Source organism: Streptomyces sp. ISL-66 (assembly GCF_018614135.1).
GTDB lineage: Bacteria > Actinomycetota > Actinomycetes > Streptomycetales > Streptomycetaceae > Streptomyces.
This window is the reverse complement of record NZ_JAGGOW010000161.1, coordinates 1-16863: the sequence shown is the minus strand read 5'-3', so window position 1 is coordinate 16863 and position 16863 is coordinate 1. Positions and strand designations below refer to the sequence as shown.

The 16863-nt window shown below is 69.0% G+C and carries 21 protein-coding genes; 9 read left to right on the top strand and 12 right to left on the bottom strand.

Going from position 1 to position 16863, the window contains the following annotated elements:
• Positions 1 to 14: 14 nt before the first annotated feature.
• Together J7E97_RS28980 and J7E97_RS28975 are read right to left on the bottom strand one after the other, a co-directional pair.
• Positions 15 to 698, bottom strand: a complete 684-nt coding sequence (locus J7E97_RS28980; RefSeq protein WP_215033437.1) for a hypothetical protein — start codon at positions 696 to 698, stop codon at positions 15 to 17.
• Positions 689 to 1213 (bottom strand): RNA polymerase sigma factor, encoded by a 525-nt coding sequence (locus tag J7E97_RS28975; protein ID WP_251055331.1) that lies wholly within the window; start codon positions 1211 to 1213, stop codon positions 689 to 691. Before J7E97_RS28975 ends, J7E97_RS28980 begins: the two co-directional genes overlap by 10 nt.
• Before the next feature lie 276 nt (positions 1214 to 1489).
• Here J7E97_RS28975 and J7E97_RS28970 point away from each other — a divergent pair, with 276 nt between their 5' ends.
• The 9 genes from J7E97_RS28970 to J7E97_RS28930 all read left to right on the top strand — a co-directional run bounded on the left by J7E97_RS28970 (position 1490) and on the right by J7E97_RS28930 (position 7406).
• Complete coding sequence (locus J7E97_RS28970) at positions 1490 to 1975, top strand: Asp23/Gls24 family envelope stress response protein (RefSeq protein ID WP_215033431.1); 486 nt, start codon at positions 1490 to 1492, stop codon at positions 1973 to 1975.
• A 72-nt stretch (positions 1976 to 2047) separates the two neighbouring features.
• Entirely contained in the window at positions 2048 to 2227 is a 180-nt protein-coding gene (locus J7E97_RS28965) for a mechanosensitive ion channel family protein (protein WP_215033428.1), read from the top strand.
• 86 nt (positions 2228 to 2313) lie between these two features.
• Positions 2314 to 2631 (top strand): hypothetical protein, encoded by a 318-nt coding sequence (locus tag J7E97_RS36315; protein WP_308346832.1) that lies wholly within the window; start codon positions 2314 to 2316, stop codon positions 2629 to 2631.
• Positions 2632 to 2665: 34 nt separating this feature from the next.
• Positions 2666 to 3331 (top strand): DUF6286 domain-containing protein, encoded by a 666-nt coding sequence (locus tag J7E97_RS28955; protein ID WP_251055326.1) that lies wholly within the window; start codon positions 2666 to 2668, stop codon positions 3329 to 3331.
• 48 nt (positions 3332 to 3379) lie between these two features.
• A complete protein-coding gene (gene amaP, locus J7E97_RS28950) occupies positions 3380 to 3982 on the top strand; it encodes an alkaline shock response membrane anchor protein AmaP (RefSeq protein ID WP_215033422.1) in 603 nt (200 codons plus the stop codon).
• Positions 3983 to 5334: 1352 nt separating this feature from the next.
• Positions 5335 to 5505, top strand: coding sequence for a hypothetical protein (locus J7E97_RS28945; RefSeq protein WP_215033419.1), 171 nt, complete (start codon positions 5335 to 5337; stop codon positions 5503 to 5505).
• A 175-nt stretch (positions 5506 to 5680) separates the two neighbouring features.
• Positions 5681 to 5953 carry a GlsB/YeaQ/YmgE family stress response membrane protein gene (locus tag J7E97_RS28940; RefSeq protein ID WP_215033416.1) on the top strand — a complete coding sequence of 91 codons (273 nt, stop codon included), beginning with the start codon at positions 5681 to 5683 and terminating at the stop codon, positions 5951 to 5953.
• Positions 5954 to 6355: 402 nt separating this feature from the next.
• Entirely contained in the window at positions 6356 to 6940 is a 585-nt protein-coding gene (locus J7E97_RS28935; protein ID WP_215033413.1) for a DinB family protein, read from the top strand.
• A 49-nt stretch (positions 6941 to 6989) separates the two neighbouring features.
• A complete protein-coding gene (locus tag J7E97_RS28930) occupies positions 6990 to 7406 on the top strand; it encodes a transposase (RefSeq protein ID WP_215033410.1) in 417 nt (138 codons plus the stop codon).
• Positions 7407 to 7595: 189 nt separating this feature from the next.
• Here J7E97_RS28930 and J7E97_RS28925 read toward each other — a convergent pair whose 3' ends face one another.
• From J7E97_RS28925 to J7E97_RS28885, 10 genes are all read right to left on the bottom strand, one after another.
• Positions 7596 to 8123 carry a GNAT family N-acetyltransferase gene (locus J7E97_RS28925; protein WP_215033407.1) on the bottom strand — a complete coding sequence of 176 codons (528 nt, stop codon included), beginning with the start codon at positions 8121 to 8123 and terminating at the stop codon, positions 7596 to 7598.
• 70 nt (positions 8124 to 8193) lie between these two features.
• Positions 8194 to 9000 (bottom strand): CmcI family methyltransferase, encoded by an 807-nt coding sequence (locus J7E97_RS28920; protein WP_215033405.1) that lies wholly within the window; start codon positions 8998 to 9000, stop codon positions 8194 to 8196.
• A 3-nt stretch (positions 9001 to 9003) separates the two neighbouring features.
• Positions 9004 to 10122, bottom strand: coding sequence for a cupin domain-containing protein (locus J7E97_RS28915; RefSeq protein ID WP_215033402.1), 1119 nt, complete (start codon positions 10120 to 10122; stop codon positions 9004 to 9006).
• Between the two features lies 1 nt (position 10123).
• Positions 10124 to 10798: a TfuA-like protein gene (locus J7E97_RS28910; RefSeq protein ID WP_215033399.1), complete on the bottom strand. Its 675-nt coding sequence runs from the start codon at positions 10796 to 10798 to the stop codon at positions 10124 to 10126.
• Positions 10795 to 12078, bottom strand: a complete 1284-nt coding sequence (locus J7E97_RS28905; protein ID WP_215033396.1) for a YcaO-like family protein — start codon at positions 12076 to 12078, stop codon at positions 10795 to 10797. Before J7E97_RS28905 ends, J7E97_RS28910 begins: the two co-directional genes overlap by 4 nt.
• Positions 12075 to 13928 (bottom strand): S9 family peptidase, encoded by a 1854-nt coding sequence (locus J7E97_RS28900; RefSeq protein WP_215033393.1) that lies wholly within the window; start codon positions 13926 to 13928, stop codon positions 12075 to 12077. The genes J7E97_RS28905 and J7E97_RS28900 overlap by 4 nt, the downstream gene beginning before the upstream one ends.
• Entirely contained in the window at positions 13925 to 14740 is an 816-nt protein-coding gene (locus J7E97_RS28895) for a cupin domain-containing protein (RefSeq protein ID WP_215033390.1), read from the bottom strand. Before J7E97_RS28895 ends, J7E97_RS28900 begins: the two co-directional genes overlap by 4 nt.
• Entirely contained in the window at positions 14737 to 15585 is an 849-nt protein-coding gene (locus J7E97_RS28890; protein WP_215033387.1) for a cupin domain-containing protein, read from the bottom strand. Before J7E97_RS28890 ends, J7E97_RS28895 begins: the two co-directional genes overlap by 4 nt.
• A gap of 89 nt (positions 15586 to 15674) precedes the next feature.
• The gene (locus J7E97_RS36730) at positions 15675 to 15800 is read right to left on the bottom strand and encodes a hypothetical protein (RefSeq protein WP_255306236.1); all 126 of its coding nucleotides are present in this window, start codon (positions 15798 to 15800) and stop codon (positions 15675 to 15677) included.
• Positions 15801 to 15902: 102 nt separating this feature from the next.
• The gene (locus J7E97_RS28885; RefSeq protein WP_251055325.1) at positions 15903 to 16811 is read right to left on the bottom strand and encodes a transketolase family protein; all 909 of its coding nucleotides are present in this window, start codon (positions 16809 to 16811) and stop codon (positions 15903 to 15905) included.
• Between the last annotated feature and the right edge of the window lie 52 nt (positions 16812 to 16863).

Genomic DNA, 16863 nt, shown 5'->3' with positions numbered 1-16863 from the left:
GTCAACGGCGGCAGTCATGTGTCGCTTCTCGCAGATTGTTCGCCACCGGAGAGGTGGGCTGGGTCCAGGACGGCGATGACCGTGAGGTCGACGGCGGTGACGGCGAGGCCGATGATGTGGTGAGCCGCGTGGAAGACGGCTTGGCGTACTTCTTCGGCCCGATCCAGCAAGGGCCGGTCGAGTGCGGCGGCGATCGTGATGGCGACGACGTGCAGGGCGTCGTCGCTTTCAGTGGGGGTGAGGCGGCAACTGGCAGCGCGGGCTCCGGCAACGCTGTCGGCCGCTCGGCGCAGTAGCTTCGCTGCGGCGCTTTCGGCGATGCGCAGGTCGTGGGCGGCGTCGTCCAACAGCAGCATGGCACCCAGTCGTATCTCGGCGCGGACCGCGTTGATGACCCGGTTGGCGAGGGCGTGACTGTCGGGCTGTTCCTCGGCGCGCAGAGCACAGGTAGCCCGGTCCAGGGCTGTCAGCCCTTCGACAGCTTGTCGGCAGAAGGCACAGTGGCTGAGGTGTGGGTCTGCCGCCTGCGCGGCGGGGTTGCGGGCCTGTTCCCAGGCGCGGCCGAGGGGGCGTCCGCAGGGGAGAAGTTCAGCGCCGGCAAGCAACTCGGCGTCGGAACCCAGGGGCGCCGTGGCCTTCGCGGCTTCTCCCGTTGCAAGCTCGTTGCCGAAGGTGCGGTGTGGGTCGTCTAGCGCCATGGGCGCATCGCCTCCGTCAAAGTGCGTCGTGCGCGAAAGAGCCTGCCACGCACCGTTTTCTCGCTGGTTCCCAGCAGGTGGGCGATCTCTTCGTAATGCAGGCCGTGCAGCTCCCGCAGCACCCAGCACGTGCGCAGCTCGGGGCTCAGTTCCGAGAGCGCTCGCGCCAGGGCGGCTGTGGCGGCGTCCGTCTCGGCGACTCGGGGCGGTGAGCTGCCCGCATCCGCTGCCACAGGCTCGGGGACGCTGTCCAAGGGCGCGGGATGGGGTCGGCGGCGCAGGGTGTTGAGACAGCGGTTGGTGACAATCCGGTACATCCATGTGCCGAACGAGGCACGGTGGCGGAATTCCGGCAGCTGTCTCCAGGCGCTGAGGAGAGCCTCCTGGACGGCGTCTTCGGCGTCTGCCCGATTGCCGAGCAGGTGCAGGGCGAGGGCGAGCAGGCGGCTGCTGTGCCGGCGGACCAGGACGGCGAAGGCGTCTTCGTCCCCTTCGCCGGCGCGTACTGCCAGCATGCCGTCAGTCAGGGCCACCGCACTGTCCTGGCCGCCGGTGCCGTCGGCGACCGGCGTCGGCCTGAGCGGGAGGTCTGTGTCGTGTGGGGGCGGGGGTCTGGTCCGGTGGCGCATCGCCCCTCGCTTTCTTCGGGGAACGGTCTCGCGGCCGCGTACGCACTTTTCGATGGTATGCGGTGCTGACCGCACAAACGGGGTGAGGAACGCGCCTGTGCGGTGTCTAAGCATTCGAGGGCACCTTACTGGCGCCCGGATGGACACCCTGGGGAGGTCCTCATGTCGGACACCATCAACCCCACCACGGGCGGGAGCGATCCTGGGTCAAGCCCTGCGGGCAAGGCTCTGCAGGGCCACAGCGGCGCTGGGACGGCGCCCGAGACGCGGGGCCGAACGACCATATCCGACAGCGTGGTCGAAAAGATCGCGGGAATGGCCACCCGCGAGGTCCCGGGCATCCACAGTCTGGGCACCGGAATGGCCCGCACGCTGGGGGCCGTGAAAGACATGGTCCCGGGCAGACGTCCCAGTGTGAGCCGCGGCGTCAAAGTGGAGGTCGGCGAACGTCAGACCGCCCTCGATCTCGAGGTGGTCGTCGAGTACGGCGTAGCCATCGTGGACGTCGCAGGTGACGTCCGCACCAACGTCATCACAGCTGTGGAACGCATGACCGGGCTAGAGGTCGTCGAGGTGAACATCACCGTCGATGACGTCCACCTGCCCGACGAGGAGGACGAAGAGGAGGGCGAGAGCCGCGTGCAATGACGCCCTCGCAACCTGCCCGCCCGCGATCCGCACGGGGCAGAAACAGGTCGACGTGAAAAACAGGTGAGTGAAATGAGCGCAGCAACAGTAGGCCTGCTGGCCGGCATGGCTCTGGGCTTCGCCGCATTCTTCGGCGGTTTCTGGGCCTTCCTCCTCGTTGCCGTTCTGGGCGCCGTGGGTCTGGTAGTCGGTCTCATGCTGCAAGGTGACCTGGAGATGTCCGACTTCGTGCACCCCCGGGAACGGCGGTGACCTCGCAGCCTGCCCCCGCTGCGCCGCGGGGAGAAGCCGATACAACGACCTCGGCGGTGGTACCGGCCGCCCAACGCGGAGCCACGGTGATCCCCGAGAAAGTCGTGGCCCGCATCGCGGTCCGCGCCGCTCAAGAGGCTCTGGCCAGGCACGCGCACACCTCACCCGCTCCTGGAAAGTTGACCTCTCCACGCGCTTCGGTCTCGGCCAAGGACGGCGTCGCCCGCCTGGGCCTGTCCCTGGACCTGCCCTACCCCGCAGACCTCGCCGTCGCCGCCCGCAGCGTGCAGCAATACGTCAGCGAGCGGGTGTCCCAGCTGACCGGGATGAGGGTCTCGGAAGTCACCTTGGCCGTCGAGCACCTGGTTCCCTCCGGCGACTTGCAGAACAGGCGTGTGCAGTGAACAGATAGGCCGCGCCGCCAAAAGGAGAGCCCGCATGAAGCAGAACGGAGTATCTCCAGCACAGCCGCAACAGCCCATCGGGGCCGGAGCCACGTCCCGCACCGTAGGGCTCGCCCTACCGCCTTCGCCCGCCACGAAGCCCGCGGATATCACACGCCACCTGGTGCCCCGTCGCCCGTGGTCCGCACGCCGGATACCCGCCGCGCTGGCAGCTCTGGTCATCGCGGCCGGGGTCGCTACTCTCCTGTTCGACGTCGTCAGGGTCCGCGCCGGCCACTACGCCGCTGCCTGGCGTACGCGCCTGGCCCATGAGTTGGCCACCCGTCCGCTGGATGACATCTGGATGCAGATAGGCGGCGCGGGCATCGCCATCCTCGGCCTTTGGCTGGTCGTTTTGGCCGTCACGCCGGGTCTACGCCAGCAACTGCCTCTGCAATCCTCCGACACTCACGTGCGGGCCGTACTGGACCGCGACGCAGCGGTCCTCCTTCTGCGGGATGCCGCCATGCGCGTCCCCGGCGTCAGCGGGGCAAGGATCCGCATCGGGCGCAGCCGCATCTCGGCGCGCGCGGACGTGCGCTTCCGCGCCCCCGCCGACGTCAGAGCCGATCTTCTGATCGCTCTGCAAGAGCAACTCGAACGGCTTGCCCTGGCCCGCCCGCCGCGGCTCGACATCCGGGCACGTCCCTCCCGAAAGTGACCCGCCCGCCCACGCGCACGGGCGAGTAGAAGACAGGAAACGGATCTCATGAGGAAATCCGCGATCAACCGCATCCTGCTGGCCTTGGCAGGCATCGTCCTGCTGGGCGCAGGCATCCTGATTCTGGCGGGCGGCTTCGATGTGTACCAGCGGTGGCAGCTGGCACCCCCTACCGGCTGGCCGCTGACTCATCGCGATGCCGTCCTGCTCTCCGCCGCCGACCGCACCCGCTGGACGAGCGAGGGATGGTGGTGGCCCGCGGCTATCGCCGCCTTGGCCCTCGTCTTCCTGCTGGCCCTGTGGTGGCTGCTGGCGCAACTGCGCCGCACCCACCCCGGCCACATCTCACTGGGGGGACCAGCAGCGGTGGACGATGTGGAGCTGCGGGAGCGCGCCCTGAGCGATGCTCTGGCCGCCGACATCCGCCGGCAGCCCGGCGTGACTCGGGCGCGGGCCCGGATGGTCGGCTCGCCGAGCCACCCCGCAGCCCATATCGATGTCACACTCAGCCCCGACAGCGAGCCCCGTTCCGTCGTGCAGTCGCTGTGCGACGGTCCGCTGGCACGCGCCCGGCAGTCCACCGGCCGCAGCCGACTCCCCGCCAGAGCGCAGTTGCGGGTGACCCCGCACAAGCCGCATCGCGCCGAATGAGATCTACTCGGCCGTCTCGGTTGCGCGGGAGCCGACACCACGTGTGTCCGGAAGGCTCCTCCGATGCATCCCGTTGACGCCGAAGGGCGTGCCTGCGACCACGGCTCTCCAAAAGCCCCATTGCCGGCATCCACGATGAACCCGCGCGCTACTCACACCCCCCGGCATGCCCCATCTCGAGTGGGCCCTGGCGGGATGCACGCGACAATCTCCCTCTTGAGGTTCGTCCGTTAACTGCGCGGATGCGGACACCGATGCGACGGCACCGCCGCCAATGCCGAGGGCCCCATCGGGAAGTCCGATGTGTGACATGGGTGTTCCCAGCGTGGTGGCTGCCGCGTGTTCGTGGAGCGTGCTGACAGCATCGATGACGTCAGCATCTCCATCGCCGCGGTCATCGAGGGCAAGTCGCCGGACGGCGCAGAACGGCTGCGGGTCCGCTGTCGTGGCACCGGCCGCTGGCCGCCCCGCCGAATTCAGCGGAGCAGCGTCACCGCCAGCGCTGCCGCGACCGTGCAGGTCGACACGAACAGCATTGGAACGCGACCCCAGCCCGGGAGCGCCGAGCATCGCCGCGCACGCGACGGATTACCCGCCTTGAAATCGTCCACGCGCCACTAACTGGCGATCCGGTTTCCGCGCCACGGGCTGGACGGAGAACGCAACGCGAACGTAACCGGCCCGCCCGCTCCAGCGCCCGCTGCGCCCATCAGGCCGGCTGAGGGCACCGTACGTCCGGACCCTTAACCCAAATACGCCGAGCAATGCCACCATGCACCACGGCCCACACCAACGGGCCCAGCTCCGGTCAGACCGAATCACGGAGCTCCCGCATCCCGGCCCACGACCCGCTCCGAGCGAGCACGCGCCCGAACCGATCCATGTCCGTAGGCCCAGCGATCGAACGGTGAACGTCAAAGGCCACCCTCCGGGCCGCCGTCGGCTGGGCCGCGACGCTCACGGGTCGAGCAGGGGCAGACCCAAACAGCAAGGCCTCGAGGAACACCCAGCGGCCGACTGGAACCCGGCCCGAGATCAGCGACTGCAGAACCCGGCCGCTCATCGCCCTCCCGAGTGGCCCTGCCGGCCCAACCGCCCCGAGCAGCCGCGCAGACTCCTGAAATTGCTTGATCGGGCAGTCAATCCCGGCCGCTCCAATCGTTTCGGGGCCGTCCTTGGGGGCAGACCCGTGAGAGATGGAGTACGAGCGGACGCGCACGGGGCGTGCGCCACCTCCACGCCCCCTCGGAGCGCACGGCCCCCCCCAATCTCTCCGACGGTAACGAGGGCGGTTCAGGAAGCTGTTCCGGCCCGGACCAGGGGAGAAGGCAGGACCCACCAAGAGGATCGACATGAGTGCCAGCGAGAAGGCGAAGGCTCAGATCGAGCAAGCTGCCGGGAGGGCAGTGCGGAGAGTAGCCCATGCGATGGGCAAGGAAACCATGGCCGCCAAGGGCGCCGCTTTGGAAGCCCGGGGCAAGGGCCGGGCTTCCAAAGAGAAGGGCAAGGACAGGTTCCGTTGACTGGTTCCTCTTTGGGAGATGAGGCGGGCCCGGATGACGTTCCTCGGCTCGACCACAACGGCCCCTGCCCAAACCCAAATGCTTTGCTCTGAATGATCACAGATTTGGAGGTTAGAAATGCGAGAAAAGTAAAGAGAGTAGATATCACCGGTTTGCGTCGTGGCAGGAAGACATCATGGGTATTATTGCTTGGATCGTCATCGGGCTGCTCGCGGGGATCATCGCCAAAATGCTGATGCCAGGGAAGGACCCGGGCGGCATCATCATCACGATGCTCATTGGCATTGCGGGTGCCCTGCTCGGGGGGTGGCTCGGCAAGGTCATCTTCGGCGTCGACTCCGTCGACGGCTTCTTCGAGCTCTCTACATGGATCGCCGCCATCGTCGGCTCCCTTATCCTCCTCGGCGTCTACCGCCTCTTCACTGGCAACAGGCACCGGCACGCCTGACTCGGCGCCCGGAGGGCCCCGCCTCAAACAACGGCTTCCCCTCTCTCGAGGGCGGAGCCGTTCGCTTCGCAAGAGAGCCCGGCAACCCCTCAGCGCACGCCCCAGACCAGCCCCGGGACGGCGCTCAGCCGGCAGCGGCGGTCCGGTCGAACCCTGACCGAACCGCAGAACGCCCTCCACACCCGCATCCAGGCGCAGCCGCTTGAACCGCAGCGGGTGCCGGAAGTCTCCGCCCCGGTCCACCGCCCGGTCCGCGCTTAGAGGTCGTCTCACGTGGACAGGTTCCTGAGCTCCTTGCAGCAGGTGGGGGCGGTGACCATAGCTGACCACGGCTCCGCCAGTCGTTGCGGACCCCGTACGGGATCTTGAGACCATGAGCAGCCCATGGCAGGCTCGTGCCGCATGATCGATGATTTCGCGAAAGACAACCTCCAAAAGAGACTGCGGCGGGACCGTGAGGCGCTGCTCTGGAAGCTCGACGGCTTGTCCGAATACGACGCGCGCCGGCCTCTGACAGCGACCGGGACCAACCTCCTCGGCCTGGTCAAACACGTGGCCACGGTCGAGGCCAGGTACTTCGGCGAGGTCTTCGACCGCCCTTCTCCGGAGCCGCTGTGCCGGTGGCAGGATTCCGACGGCAGCGATCAATGGGCGGCCGAGAACGAGACGCGTGATCAGATCGTCGGGTTCTACCGGCGCACGTGGGAACACTCGGATACGACGATCAACGAGCTCGCCCTCGATGCCCCCGGCCACGTGCCCTGGTGGTCGGAGCCTTCTCCCAACACGAACCTCTTCGCCATCATGGTCCATGTCCTCGGCGAGACCATCCGGCATGCCGGGCACGCCGACATCCTGCGCGAGGGCGTCGACGGCCGGACGGGGATGCGCGCCGAAAACGAGCAGCCGATCGACGAGCAAGCCCGTGCAGCCTACTTCGCGAAGATCGAGCAGACCGCCAGGACGGCCGCACCAACCAACGCGTAGGTGGCTGTCCCACGACGTGACGTGATGTTCGAGCGGCATGATGCCGGTCGTGAGTGCTGATCTGTCGAAGCGTCTGGTTCCTGATGAACTCTGGGAGCTGGATGCCCCGTTGTTGCCGTCCTTCGCCGTTCGACCGCAGGGTGGTGGGACCGCTTCGTGTGACGAACGGGCCGTGTTCACGGCAGTGGTGTACGTGCTGACCAGTGGCTGTGCCTGGCGGCATCTGCCGCCGACGTTCGGCACGTCCTCCGCCACCGCCCATCGCCGCTTCACGGTATGGACCGAGGTCGGCCTGTGGCGTCGGCTGCATCGGGCGGTGCTGGACGAACTCGGGGTCCGCGGCGAAGTGGACTGGCGGGTGCGAACATGCACGACAGTCTCGCCTTCAGGCCGGAAGGCGAGGAAGGCGAGGAAGGCGAGGAAGTGCGAGCCCTTTCGTTCGTATCGGATCGTCAGGCGGCGGTAGCCGAGGAGCCAAGCGATCGATCGCTCGGCTTGGCCGCGAGGCGATCGAGGCCCCGACGGTCGGCGTCGGCTGCACACTGACCGGGACCCGGCGACGTGGATGCCAGCGCCGGCCGTGCACTGCCGGTACATCGGTGAGTGGGTTATCTTCCGCTGCGGCAGTGGTTCTGCCACGTGAGGCAAGTGGTCATCAGTCGCCGAGGATCCGTTCCCACAGCAGGCCGTCCCGCCAGCTCCCGTCGAGGAGGATCGAGGAGTGGGAGACGCCGTACGGGCTGAATCCGTTGCGGCGCAGTACCCGTTGCGATGGCAGGTTCTCCAGGTTGGTGGAGGCCTCGGCGCGGTGCAGGCCGAGTTCGTCCGTCATGACGCGGAGCACGTGGCCGACGGCGCGTCCCGCGTGCCCTTGGTTCTGGGCGACACTGGCGATCCAGTATCCGACGGAGCCGCGGCGCAGGTGTGGCTGCGGCACGATGCCTCCGACGGTGACCTGTCCGATCACGCGGTCGTCGGCGAGCACCACACCCGGCCAGATGGTGCCGGCCCGGTGTCCGGCGAGCAGGCCGTCAATCCGCTCTGCCTGGCCCTCCGGGGTGAAGAAGTCGGCGGGTTGTGCCGGTTCCCACCGTCGGAAGGCCTCGACGTCCCGCTTCCGGTGGGCGGCGATCGGGGCGGCGTCGGCGGGCTCGATCAAGCGGATCGCAGTACTGGTGTGCATGGGTCGGTCCTTGTCGCGGTGCATGGGATGAGACGGTGGGGCCAGGAGAGGACGCACATGTTGGCGCGCCCTACACCCGCCGCAGGATCGAGTCGATCGCGCAGCTCGAGTTCTCGCCGAACAGGTCCAGATACCGGGTGTCGAGCTGGTATCGATGCGGACTGCTGCGGAGGAACTCGCGGAGGGTGGCCCGCTTGGCCAGGCTGTCCTCGACCAAAAGGTAGTCGCCGGAGGTCAGTCGGGCATCGAAGAAGTCGAGCACGGCCCGGACGTGTGCGTGGGCGTCCTCGATCACCAGCCAGGGCCTGGGCAGGTCATGGGAGTCGGCGAGGACCTCGCCGAGACGTCCGACGTCCCCGGTTCGAAACCGCACCCGGTCGTCCGCCAGGTCCACCGGAGTGCGATCGATCGAGATGATTTCCGGTCGCTGGCCGTGCGCCGCTGCGACGTCGGCCAGCCAGAGTGCGCTTCCGCCGCTGCCGGAGCCGAGTTCGATGATAGTGCCCGGGACCAGCTCGGCGATCAGCATCGGATAACCGGCCAGGTCGAACACCGTCTTGTACAGAGGCCGACCGGCCCACGTGAGGTGATCGGTGACGCCCTGGGTGGCGACGAAGTTTTGGACCGGGAAGGCGAGGGCCGCGAGCACGTCCCGGTCGGATCGATCGAGGCGCGGCAGCGGATCCCGGTACCGTTCCCCTGTCAGCAGTGCGAGGTACCCGGTCAGTTCGTCGGACCGGCCGGTGCGCCGGGCCTCGGTCACCGCGTCCCGGATGTGGTGGTCGTGATAGGTGGAGATGCCGCCCTGCCGCTGGACCTTCGCGGCCACGAGGTGCTCGGCGATCTCGGCGAGCCCCTTGACGTCGACTTCGTCCATGGGTCAGCGTCCCGGGCAGGGTGCGGCACAGACCAACCTGGCGTCGACCAGGAGGTCGAGCAGTGCCTGGTCCGCGTCCAGCTCGGTCAGGGTGAAGCTGTCGGTCCGGCCCGACACGGCATGCCATAGGGCTTCCTGGCCGGGCTCCAGGGTGATCAGCCGGTCGGCTGTTCGCAACCGGATCCCGGCGGAGTGCAGGACCCCCTCCGGATGGGCGTGGAACCGCACAGTCCGGTCTTCGCCGATCGCCGACGACACCGGACGGGCGGGTAGCGGGGCGAACTGATCCAGCCGCGCACCGACCACCCGGGTCGCGACCGTCTCCGGGACCAGCTTGGCGATCATGTCGGAGATTTCTCCCATCGCATCGGCCACCGTGGCCTCGGTGCGCGTACCGTCCCGGAATGCGCCCGGGGGTAGTTCCCGGGCCAGCCCGGGATCACGCAGAACCTCGGCCAACAGGGCGCGCAGCACGGCATCCAGCTTCGTGGCCCAGACGGTGAAGGTCAGGTGCAGGCTCGGCTCCGAGCCGCTGCTCCCGCTGTGCCACCACCCCCGAGGTATCCACAGCACGTCACCCTCTGCCAGGACCACCTCCAAGTCGGCCGGATCCTTGGCCGGGTCGTGGTCTGGCGCCCACAGTCGCCACGACTTGCTGCCCGAGATCTGGGTCAGCCAGGCGTGGTAGGGATCGTGGTGGGCGCCGAAGCCCTGCTCCGTGCGAGGTGTCAGGTAGGCGTTGACGAACACCGGATGCCCGATGTCGGCCGCCAGGCGCCGGCAGGCGTCCGCCAATGGTGGCCAGAACCGCTGCAACCCCTGGAGCACGAGCGTCGCCCCGTCGGCCAGCTCGGCGCCGATCCGGACCGGGTCGGCCAGCCCCTGGACGGCCTGCGACGTGTGCCGTTCCGGCCGGGTCACCAGCTCTGCCGGTACCAACCGGTGGTCCCGGGCCATCCGGAACGCCGGTGCCTGCAGTCCCTGGTCGTTGAGGATCGCGTCCAGCGCCGACCAGGTCAGTGTGGTCCGCAACTCGGAGGCGCTGCCCACCCGGTGGTAGGGCGTGGCGGGCCAATCGTCGGTGAACCAGGTCGGGTCGCCGAGCGCGTCAAGGACGCTCATGTCAGTTCTCCTCTCCGAGTACGGCGCGTACCGCTTCGAGCCCGTCAAGCCGCTTGCGATCCCAGGTGTCCCGGCGGTCTTCGGCCAGTTCCGGTTCGAGGACCTCGACCACGGCGGCCGGCAGCCGCTCCTTCCACCGCCGGAGCAGGAGGGAAGGCCGCCGGTCCCGGAAGTGCAGGCCGTGGGCCACGCGGAGGGCACGTCGGGCGTCTTCGGCGGACAGCTCCGTTCGGCTCAGCAACCAGCGGACGTTCGCCAACGGCACGGTCACGGGGGAGTAGTCCTCCGGGTCGTACAGGAGTGCCACGTCTCCGTCGGACTCGATGGCGCCGGACAGGTACTGCTCGTACACCCAGCCGATGCCCATCATGCCCAGGGTCCGGCACTCGACGGCCCGGAGCGCGCCCATCGACGAGGCGCCGACGAGAGGCTGCCCGGAGGCCAGCACCGAGCGGATCTCGGTGATGCTCACCGCGAGGTTCTGGCCGAACTCGCCGTCCAGGATCAGCACCCGATCGATGCCGCCGGCGTTGACCACCTCGACCAGGTCGAGTCGGCGCACCGGGGGCCGCACGTCCAGGTGGTGCCCTGTCCTCGTGGCGAGTGCCCGCAAATCGACCAGGTCGGCGGGGCGCAGGGAGGGTCCGGTGAACAGGATCGTGCTGGTGCGGGTCATCGCGGGGACCTCGCCAACCCGGCCCCGACCATCGAGGCGTGCAGTCTGGTGCCGAGCCGGGCCGGGTCGTTGTGGTGGTTCTCGATGCCGGGCACGATCACTTGGGTCACGGAGAACGGCAGGTCGGGCGGTGCGAGTTCGGTGGCGAACACGAGATCCAATCCGGCCGTCCCGAGCCCGTCGAGAACCAGTCGGAGGTCTCCCTCCACCCTGCCGGTGGTGCTGTTCGGTAGCTCGCCGAAGTCCAGCTCGGACCGGCCAGCGCTCCAGGTGTGCAACATCTTGCGCATCTCTTCGTAGGAGGCGTGTCGGCGGTGTACCTGGCCGTTGAGGTCCTCGCGAGCTCCGGAGATCACGTTCAGTCGGGACTGCGCGGCTTCGGTGAGTGCTCGGCTGAGCGCCACGGTGGGGTCGGGATGACAGCCGGCGCCGCCGTTGATCAGGAGGCCGTCCTCCGAGTGGGTGTCGTCGGTCGTGACGAAGACGGTCGGTATGCCGATCTCGTTGACGTAGCCGAACACCTGTACCTGAATGCCGGCCCCTTCGAACCGGGCGACGAGTTCCTGCGCCTCGGCCGGCAACGTGCCCGACCTGATGCGGTGGCCGCCCCGCAGCGTCTCGCCGAACGCGGTGCAGTCATGCTCGACAAGTTCCAGCAGGCCGTGCAGCAGTGCCTCGCGCGGGCTGTTGCCCGAGGCCAGGCCGATGGTGTTCGAGGAGAACATCCCGTACTCGTCCGGAAACGGGGTGAACACCGCCAGCGCGGGGATGAGTACCTCGGTGTCGGAGCGCAACTCGCGCGCCGGCCACCAAGACAGCGGCTGCCGCTCGGTCCAGCGGTGGCCGCGCCGGAGAATCAGCCGCCGGGGGTCGAGTGTCGGCCGACCGGCCGCGACGAGTTCGGCGTAGCTCGCGCGGAGCGGCGGTTCGGCGGCCCGGGGCTCGCACCAGGTGCGTTCGATCGCCTCCATCATCGCCGAGACCCGTGCGGCCGTCGCGGTCGTGCCCTTGCCACTGGTGACCGTGTTGAGGCCGGGGGCGGCGTCGGGACGGCAGCTGTTGAACACCGGGATGCCGAGCACGTCCAGGTCGGTCACGTCGGCGATTCGGGTGATGCCACATCGGTCGAGTACCGCGCCGGCCAGTTCCGCGGTCGCCTCCAGGGTGCGGATCCGCAGCGAAGTGCCGCCCGCGGTGGTCGCGTCGGCCGTGGTCGGCGGGAGCCAGTGCTCGCGGCCGAGGCTGATCCGCGGGGTGAGCGTGGTCGTAGTGGTCGTCATGCTGCCAGCACCTCCGCGCAGGCCGCGCGGACCCAGTCGTACCAGGCGGTCACGTTGGCCGCACGCTCGATGCTGTGACCTTCGTCGGGAAGCAGCATGAGCCGTACGTCGACCTTCCTGGTGTCCAGGGCCCGGTACATGGCCCGGGCCTCGCCGACCGGGACGTGCTGGTCCGCGCAGCCGTGCGAGAGCAACACGGTGACTCCCGGATCGATGCCGTCCAGTGCGAGGCCCTCCCTGCGGTATGCCTCGGACTCCTCGACCGGCCCGTACTCCCGAAGCCAGTGCCAGTGCAGGTCGCTGGCGCGGGCCACGGCGGCGAAGTCCGACCAGCCGGCGTGACTGGCGACGAGTCGGATCTCAGGCAACCGGGTGGCCAGGGCCAGGGCGAGGTAACCGCCGAAGCTGCCGCCCATCGCGGCGACGCGCCGTGCATCCAGGTCGGGCCGCCGGAGCGCCGCGCGGACCTGTTCGGCGGCGACTGAGGCCACCTCCGAACTCCACCGCCCCCAGCCCCGCTCGACCGTCTCCTGGCCGTACCCCATGGACAGAGGAGGATCAGGCATCAGCACGGCATGGCCCTCCGCGACGAACGGCCACGGATTCCACCGCCACGACCAGTCGATCCAGCTCAACAAGGGGCCGCCATGGCACCAGACGAGTACCGGCAGCGGCTCGGCCGGTTCGTCGGCGGGCAGGCACAGCCAGCTGTGCCACACCGTGCCGTCCTCGGCGAGATGGCTGAGTCGTTCCATGCGTCCGGTCGGGCGGGCGGCGGCCGCCGGGGTCAGCAGGGTGCGCGCGGAGGATCCGGCCAGGTCCACGGCGACTACTTCGGGGGGCAGGTCCACTCGGGACTGCACGACCAATGCCTCGGCCGCCGTGACGGTGACGGACCCCACGGAGCCGGACAGCTCGACCGGCTCGGCACGGTCGCCCTCCGGCAGCACCGTGTACAGACGCCGTCGGCCGTGGTCCTCGCCGACGCAGAGCAGGGTGCGCCCGCACCAAGCCCTCGGCTGGAGCCAGTGCGGGTGACGGGCGGCGGGCCGCAACAGCCGGGAGCCGTCCGACGCCACCAGCACCACGCCCTGGCGCGGTCCGAGCCCCGGAGTGGCCACCCGCTCCGCCGTGCAGGCGAACCACGAACCGTCCGGGGACGGCACGGCGTCCCGCAGGTCTTCGTCCGGCCACACCGCCTGCGCGGCGGTCGGGTCCGCCACGGGGATGAGCAGCAGGCCGTGACGGCGGTGGCCGCCGGGCAGGAAGCGGACCACGCCGGCCGCGCACCGGCTGCCGTCCGGGGTAAGTGACAACAGTCCTGTGAGCCGTTCGTTCGGAGCCAGCGTGACGTCGAGTGACTCCGGCACCCCGCCTTCGAGGGATGTCAGAAGCAGGCCGAGCACCTCACCGGCGGCCTGGTAGCCGGAGCGCGGCCAGAGGTCGCCGTCCAGGAGGACGGCGGTTCGGTGTGGATCAGCCCGGTCGACGGGCACCCAGGCCGCCGCGACGACCACGGAGCCGCCGGTGGCGTAGGACACCACGTCGCGGCCCGGACTCAGCACGAGTTCCGTCTCGGCGTCGGGCCGGTGTCGGCGCAGGCTCCGACCGTTGCCCGCCTTGGTGTCGGAGAGGAACAGATAGCCGTCGTTGAGCACAGTCACCGCGGAGGCCCCGGCGTAGGCGTGCGCCAGGGTGAGGTCGCCGTCCGGCCCCGGTGCGTAACCGAGGACGAACGGCACCGGATACGGCCGGTCGGGTCGGGTCAACCTGGCCTCGAGCACCAAGCCGTCCCCGAGCCGGTGCGCGATCTCCGCGCGGACCTGGCCGAGCAAGACGTCCGGTTTCATGTTCGGCCGCCGCGGCGCGGGTCGACCGCGGCCCGGTCCACCAGCGCCGCGGGGTCCAGGTCGGCCAGTGCCTTGCCCAGTTCCGTACGCAGCCACGCGGTCTTCTGGGCCGGCGTGAGGAAGTGGTGGGTCCCGGCGATCTCGGTGGCCGCCGGGCCGTCGAGGAACTCGGCGATCATCAGGCCGGCCAGCTCGGAACCGGTCGGCTCTTCGATGGTCACGGTGAGGTGGAACGATCCGTCCGGGCCGGCCTCGCAGCCGGTGTCCTGCCCACCGGGCAGGTACAGCACATCGCCGGGAACGAGTTCGATCGCCGGGCCGGAGGGCGGCGTCCAGTGCGACTCGCCGTCCAGTTGGAAGTGCAGTGCGTGCTGATCCGTGGTGTGCTCCGAAGACGCGCTCGCGCCGGGCGGAGTCAGGAAGACCGCCGACCGCGCCCGGCCCCGCAGGTCCGCCCGCAACGCGTCCAGCAGGCCGCGGATGCCGACGTGCCAGTCCTCGGGCTGGTTGAGGGTGATCACCCGCCCCGACGCGTACTTCGCGCGCACCGCATCCGGATCGGCGTAGGCGGGCAATGCCCGGCCCAACACCTCGCGGGTCGTGGTGATGCCCTGCGCGGTCGCGCCGCCGCCGACCTCGCGGAGCATGCCGAAGTACGGTGCGACCAACAGCCCGCACTCGACCATCTCCCAGGCGGCGGCCCGTACGAGCAGATCCGGCCCGGCCTCGTACCGGAAGACTTCCGGCCGCCGCGCCCATATCTCGGCGGCGAAGGAGTCGACATCTCCGACGATGTCGGCCAGTAGCGTCATCGGATCGTCCTGTTCCGCATTCGTTCGACGGCCGTGCCGACAAGGACGTCCGGGTCGGCCGAGTCCAGGTGGTTCAGCAGCGCCTTCGCCACGGCCGCCGCCCGGTCTTCCAGGGGCAGGGCAGGGTCGACCCCAGGCTGTTCGAAGGTCGCCATCAGGGCCCCGGCCAGGTCACGTGGTGTCGGCTCGGTGATGGTGAAGGTCAGATGCAGGGAAGTGCCGCCCCGGGCGGTGGCCACGTGAGGGAAGCCGTGTGGCAGGTACAGGACGTCGCCGGGTTCCATCACGAAGGTGTGCGAGCGGCTGTCGGCGTCCACGTTCAGCCCCGGACGCGCGTCGATCTGGTCGGCGGCGTCGTAGATCGTCCACTCCTTGGCACCAGCGAGCTGGAGCGCCAGAACGTGCGAGCCGTCCCGGTGGGGGAGCATCCCGGTGTTGTCACAGGGGGTGTAGAAGACGTAGGCCTTGAGTTCGGCGGCGATCCGCGTCTCCAGGGCGCGCATCAGGGTGCGGATCGGAAGGTGCCAGTCTTCGAGTTGGCTGAACTTCATGGTGGCGCCGGCGGCGAGGTGCGACCGGACCCTCTCCGGATCGGCGAACGACCCGACGCGTTGGCCGAGCACGTTCCGGGATCGGGTGAAGTCACCGATCGCGGGCTGGTTGCCCTCGCGCATCAGGGTGAAATAGGGCCAGCGCAGGAGGCCGGCGTCGAGCTGGGCCTGGATGGCGTGCTCGTCGATCAGGCCGTCCGGCGGGGCCGCCTTGGGGAACAAGCCGAACTTCTTGTTCCAGTAAGTGCCCAACAGGTCCACGTCGTCGATCAGTCGGACCAGCGGATGTTCCATGACCACAGCCGTCCCTCTTGGTCGGATCCGGACCAACTCTGGGGCCGCCGAAGCGGCACCCAGAATTGGCTCACCGAAGACCTGTGTTCTTAGGCCTCGTTGATGTTCTCGATCACCATGGGGCGGGAGTGGTCCGAGAGCTCCTCGATTTCCGCGTTGGCTTCTGCGATGAGCAGCTCAGCGTCGGTCGCCCGGAGCTTGTCGTCAAAAGACATGCCGACTCCTTCTGGTTTGAGACGGTTCCAGTGCGTTTGCACCGGATGAAGCATCGACGGTACGTCGATCCGGATCATTCCGATAGGGCATCTGCCCGCCAACTAATGCAAATATCCAAGGAATTCAGCCATGGTGCGGCGCAAACCCGCTGCCCCGAGACCGTGTGCGATCGCGTGCTGACGTGGAGTGCCGTAGTGGCGCAACTCGTCCAGGCGCACGCCGAGGGACAGCGTTCGATGAGCCCGGTCGGGCAGGGCGCGGGCGACTTCGGGGGCGGAGGTGCCCGCGAGATAGGGCTCGACGAGCACGACATTGACCTCCGACTGGTCGGCCACCGCGGCCCGCAGCGCCGCCGCGTCGAAGGGCCGGACGGTCGACGCGTACAGCACGGTCACGTCCAGCGGCCCGGTCGCCTCCAGTACGGCGTCGGCCAGCGGTCCGACCGCGATCACGGTGCCCCGCCCGCCCTCGCGCAGCACCCGGAACCCGTTCCCGTCCGGGTGGTAGGCGTTCTCGTTGACCTGGTTGGACAGGCGAATGTAGACCAGTCCGCTCCCCGCCGCCGCCCGGCGCAGCTGCGCCTCCACCTCGTCGGGATGACCCGGAACGTGGATCGTCCAATCGGGCAAGGTGGCCAGCAGCGCCACGTCTCCGGGGGACTGGTGGGTCCGCCCACCACTGGCGATGTCGTAGGACCCGCCCGCGCTGACCAGCACCGCGCCCACGTCCTGGTGGTTCAGGTCGAGTTTGATCTGCTCGAACGGTCGCTCGATGAGGAACGGCGCGAAGCTGTGCGCGATGGGTCGCAACCCGGCCAGGGCCAGGCCGCCGGACACGCTGATCAGCAACTGTTCGCGGATGCCCAGATTGATCACCCGATCCGGATGCTCGCCGGAGGCCCGGCCGAACATCTTCGCGCTCAGGTCGGCTGTGACCAGCGCGAGGTTCTCGTGTTCGGCGAGCAGCTCCGTCGTGACCTCGACGAACCGCTCTCGCATCTGCCCGGCCATCGCTTCTCCTCCTCGGTTGTGTGGTCAGTGGCTAGTGTCCTGAGTCTCGGAA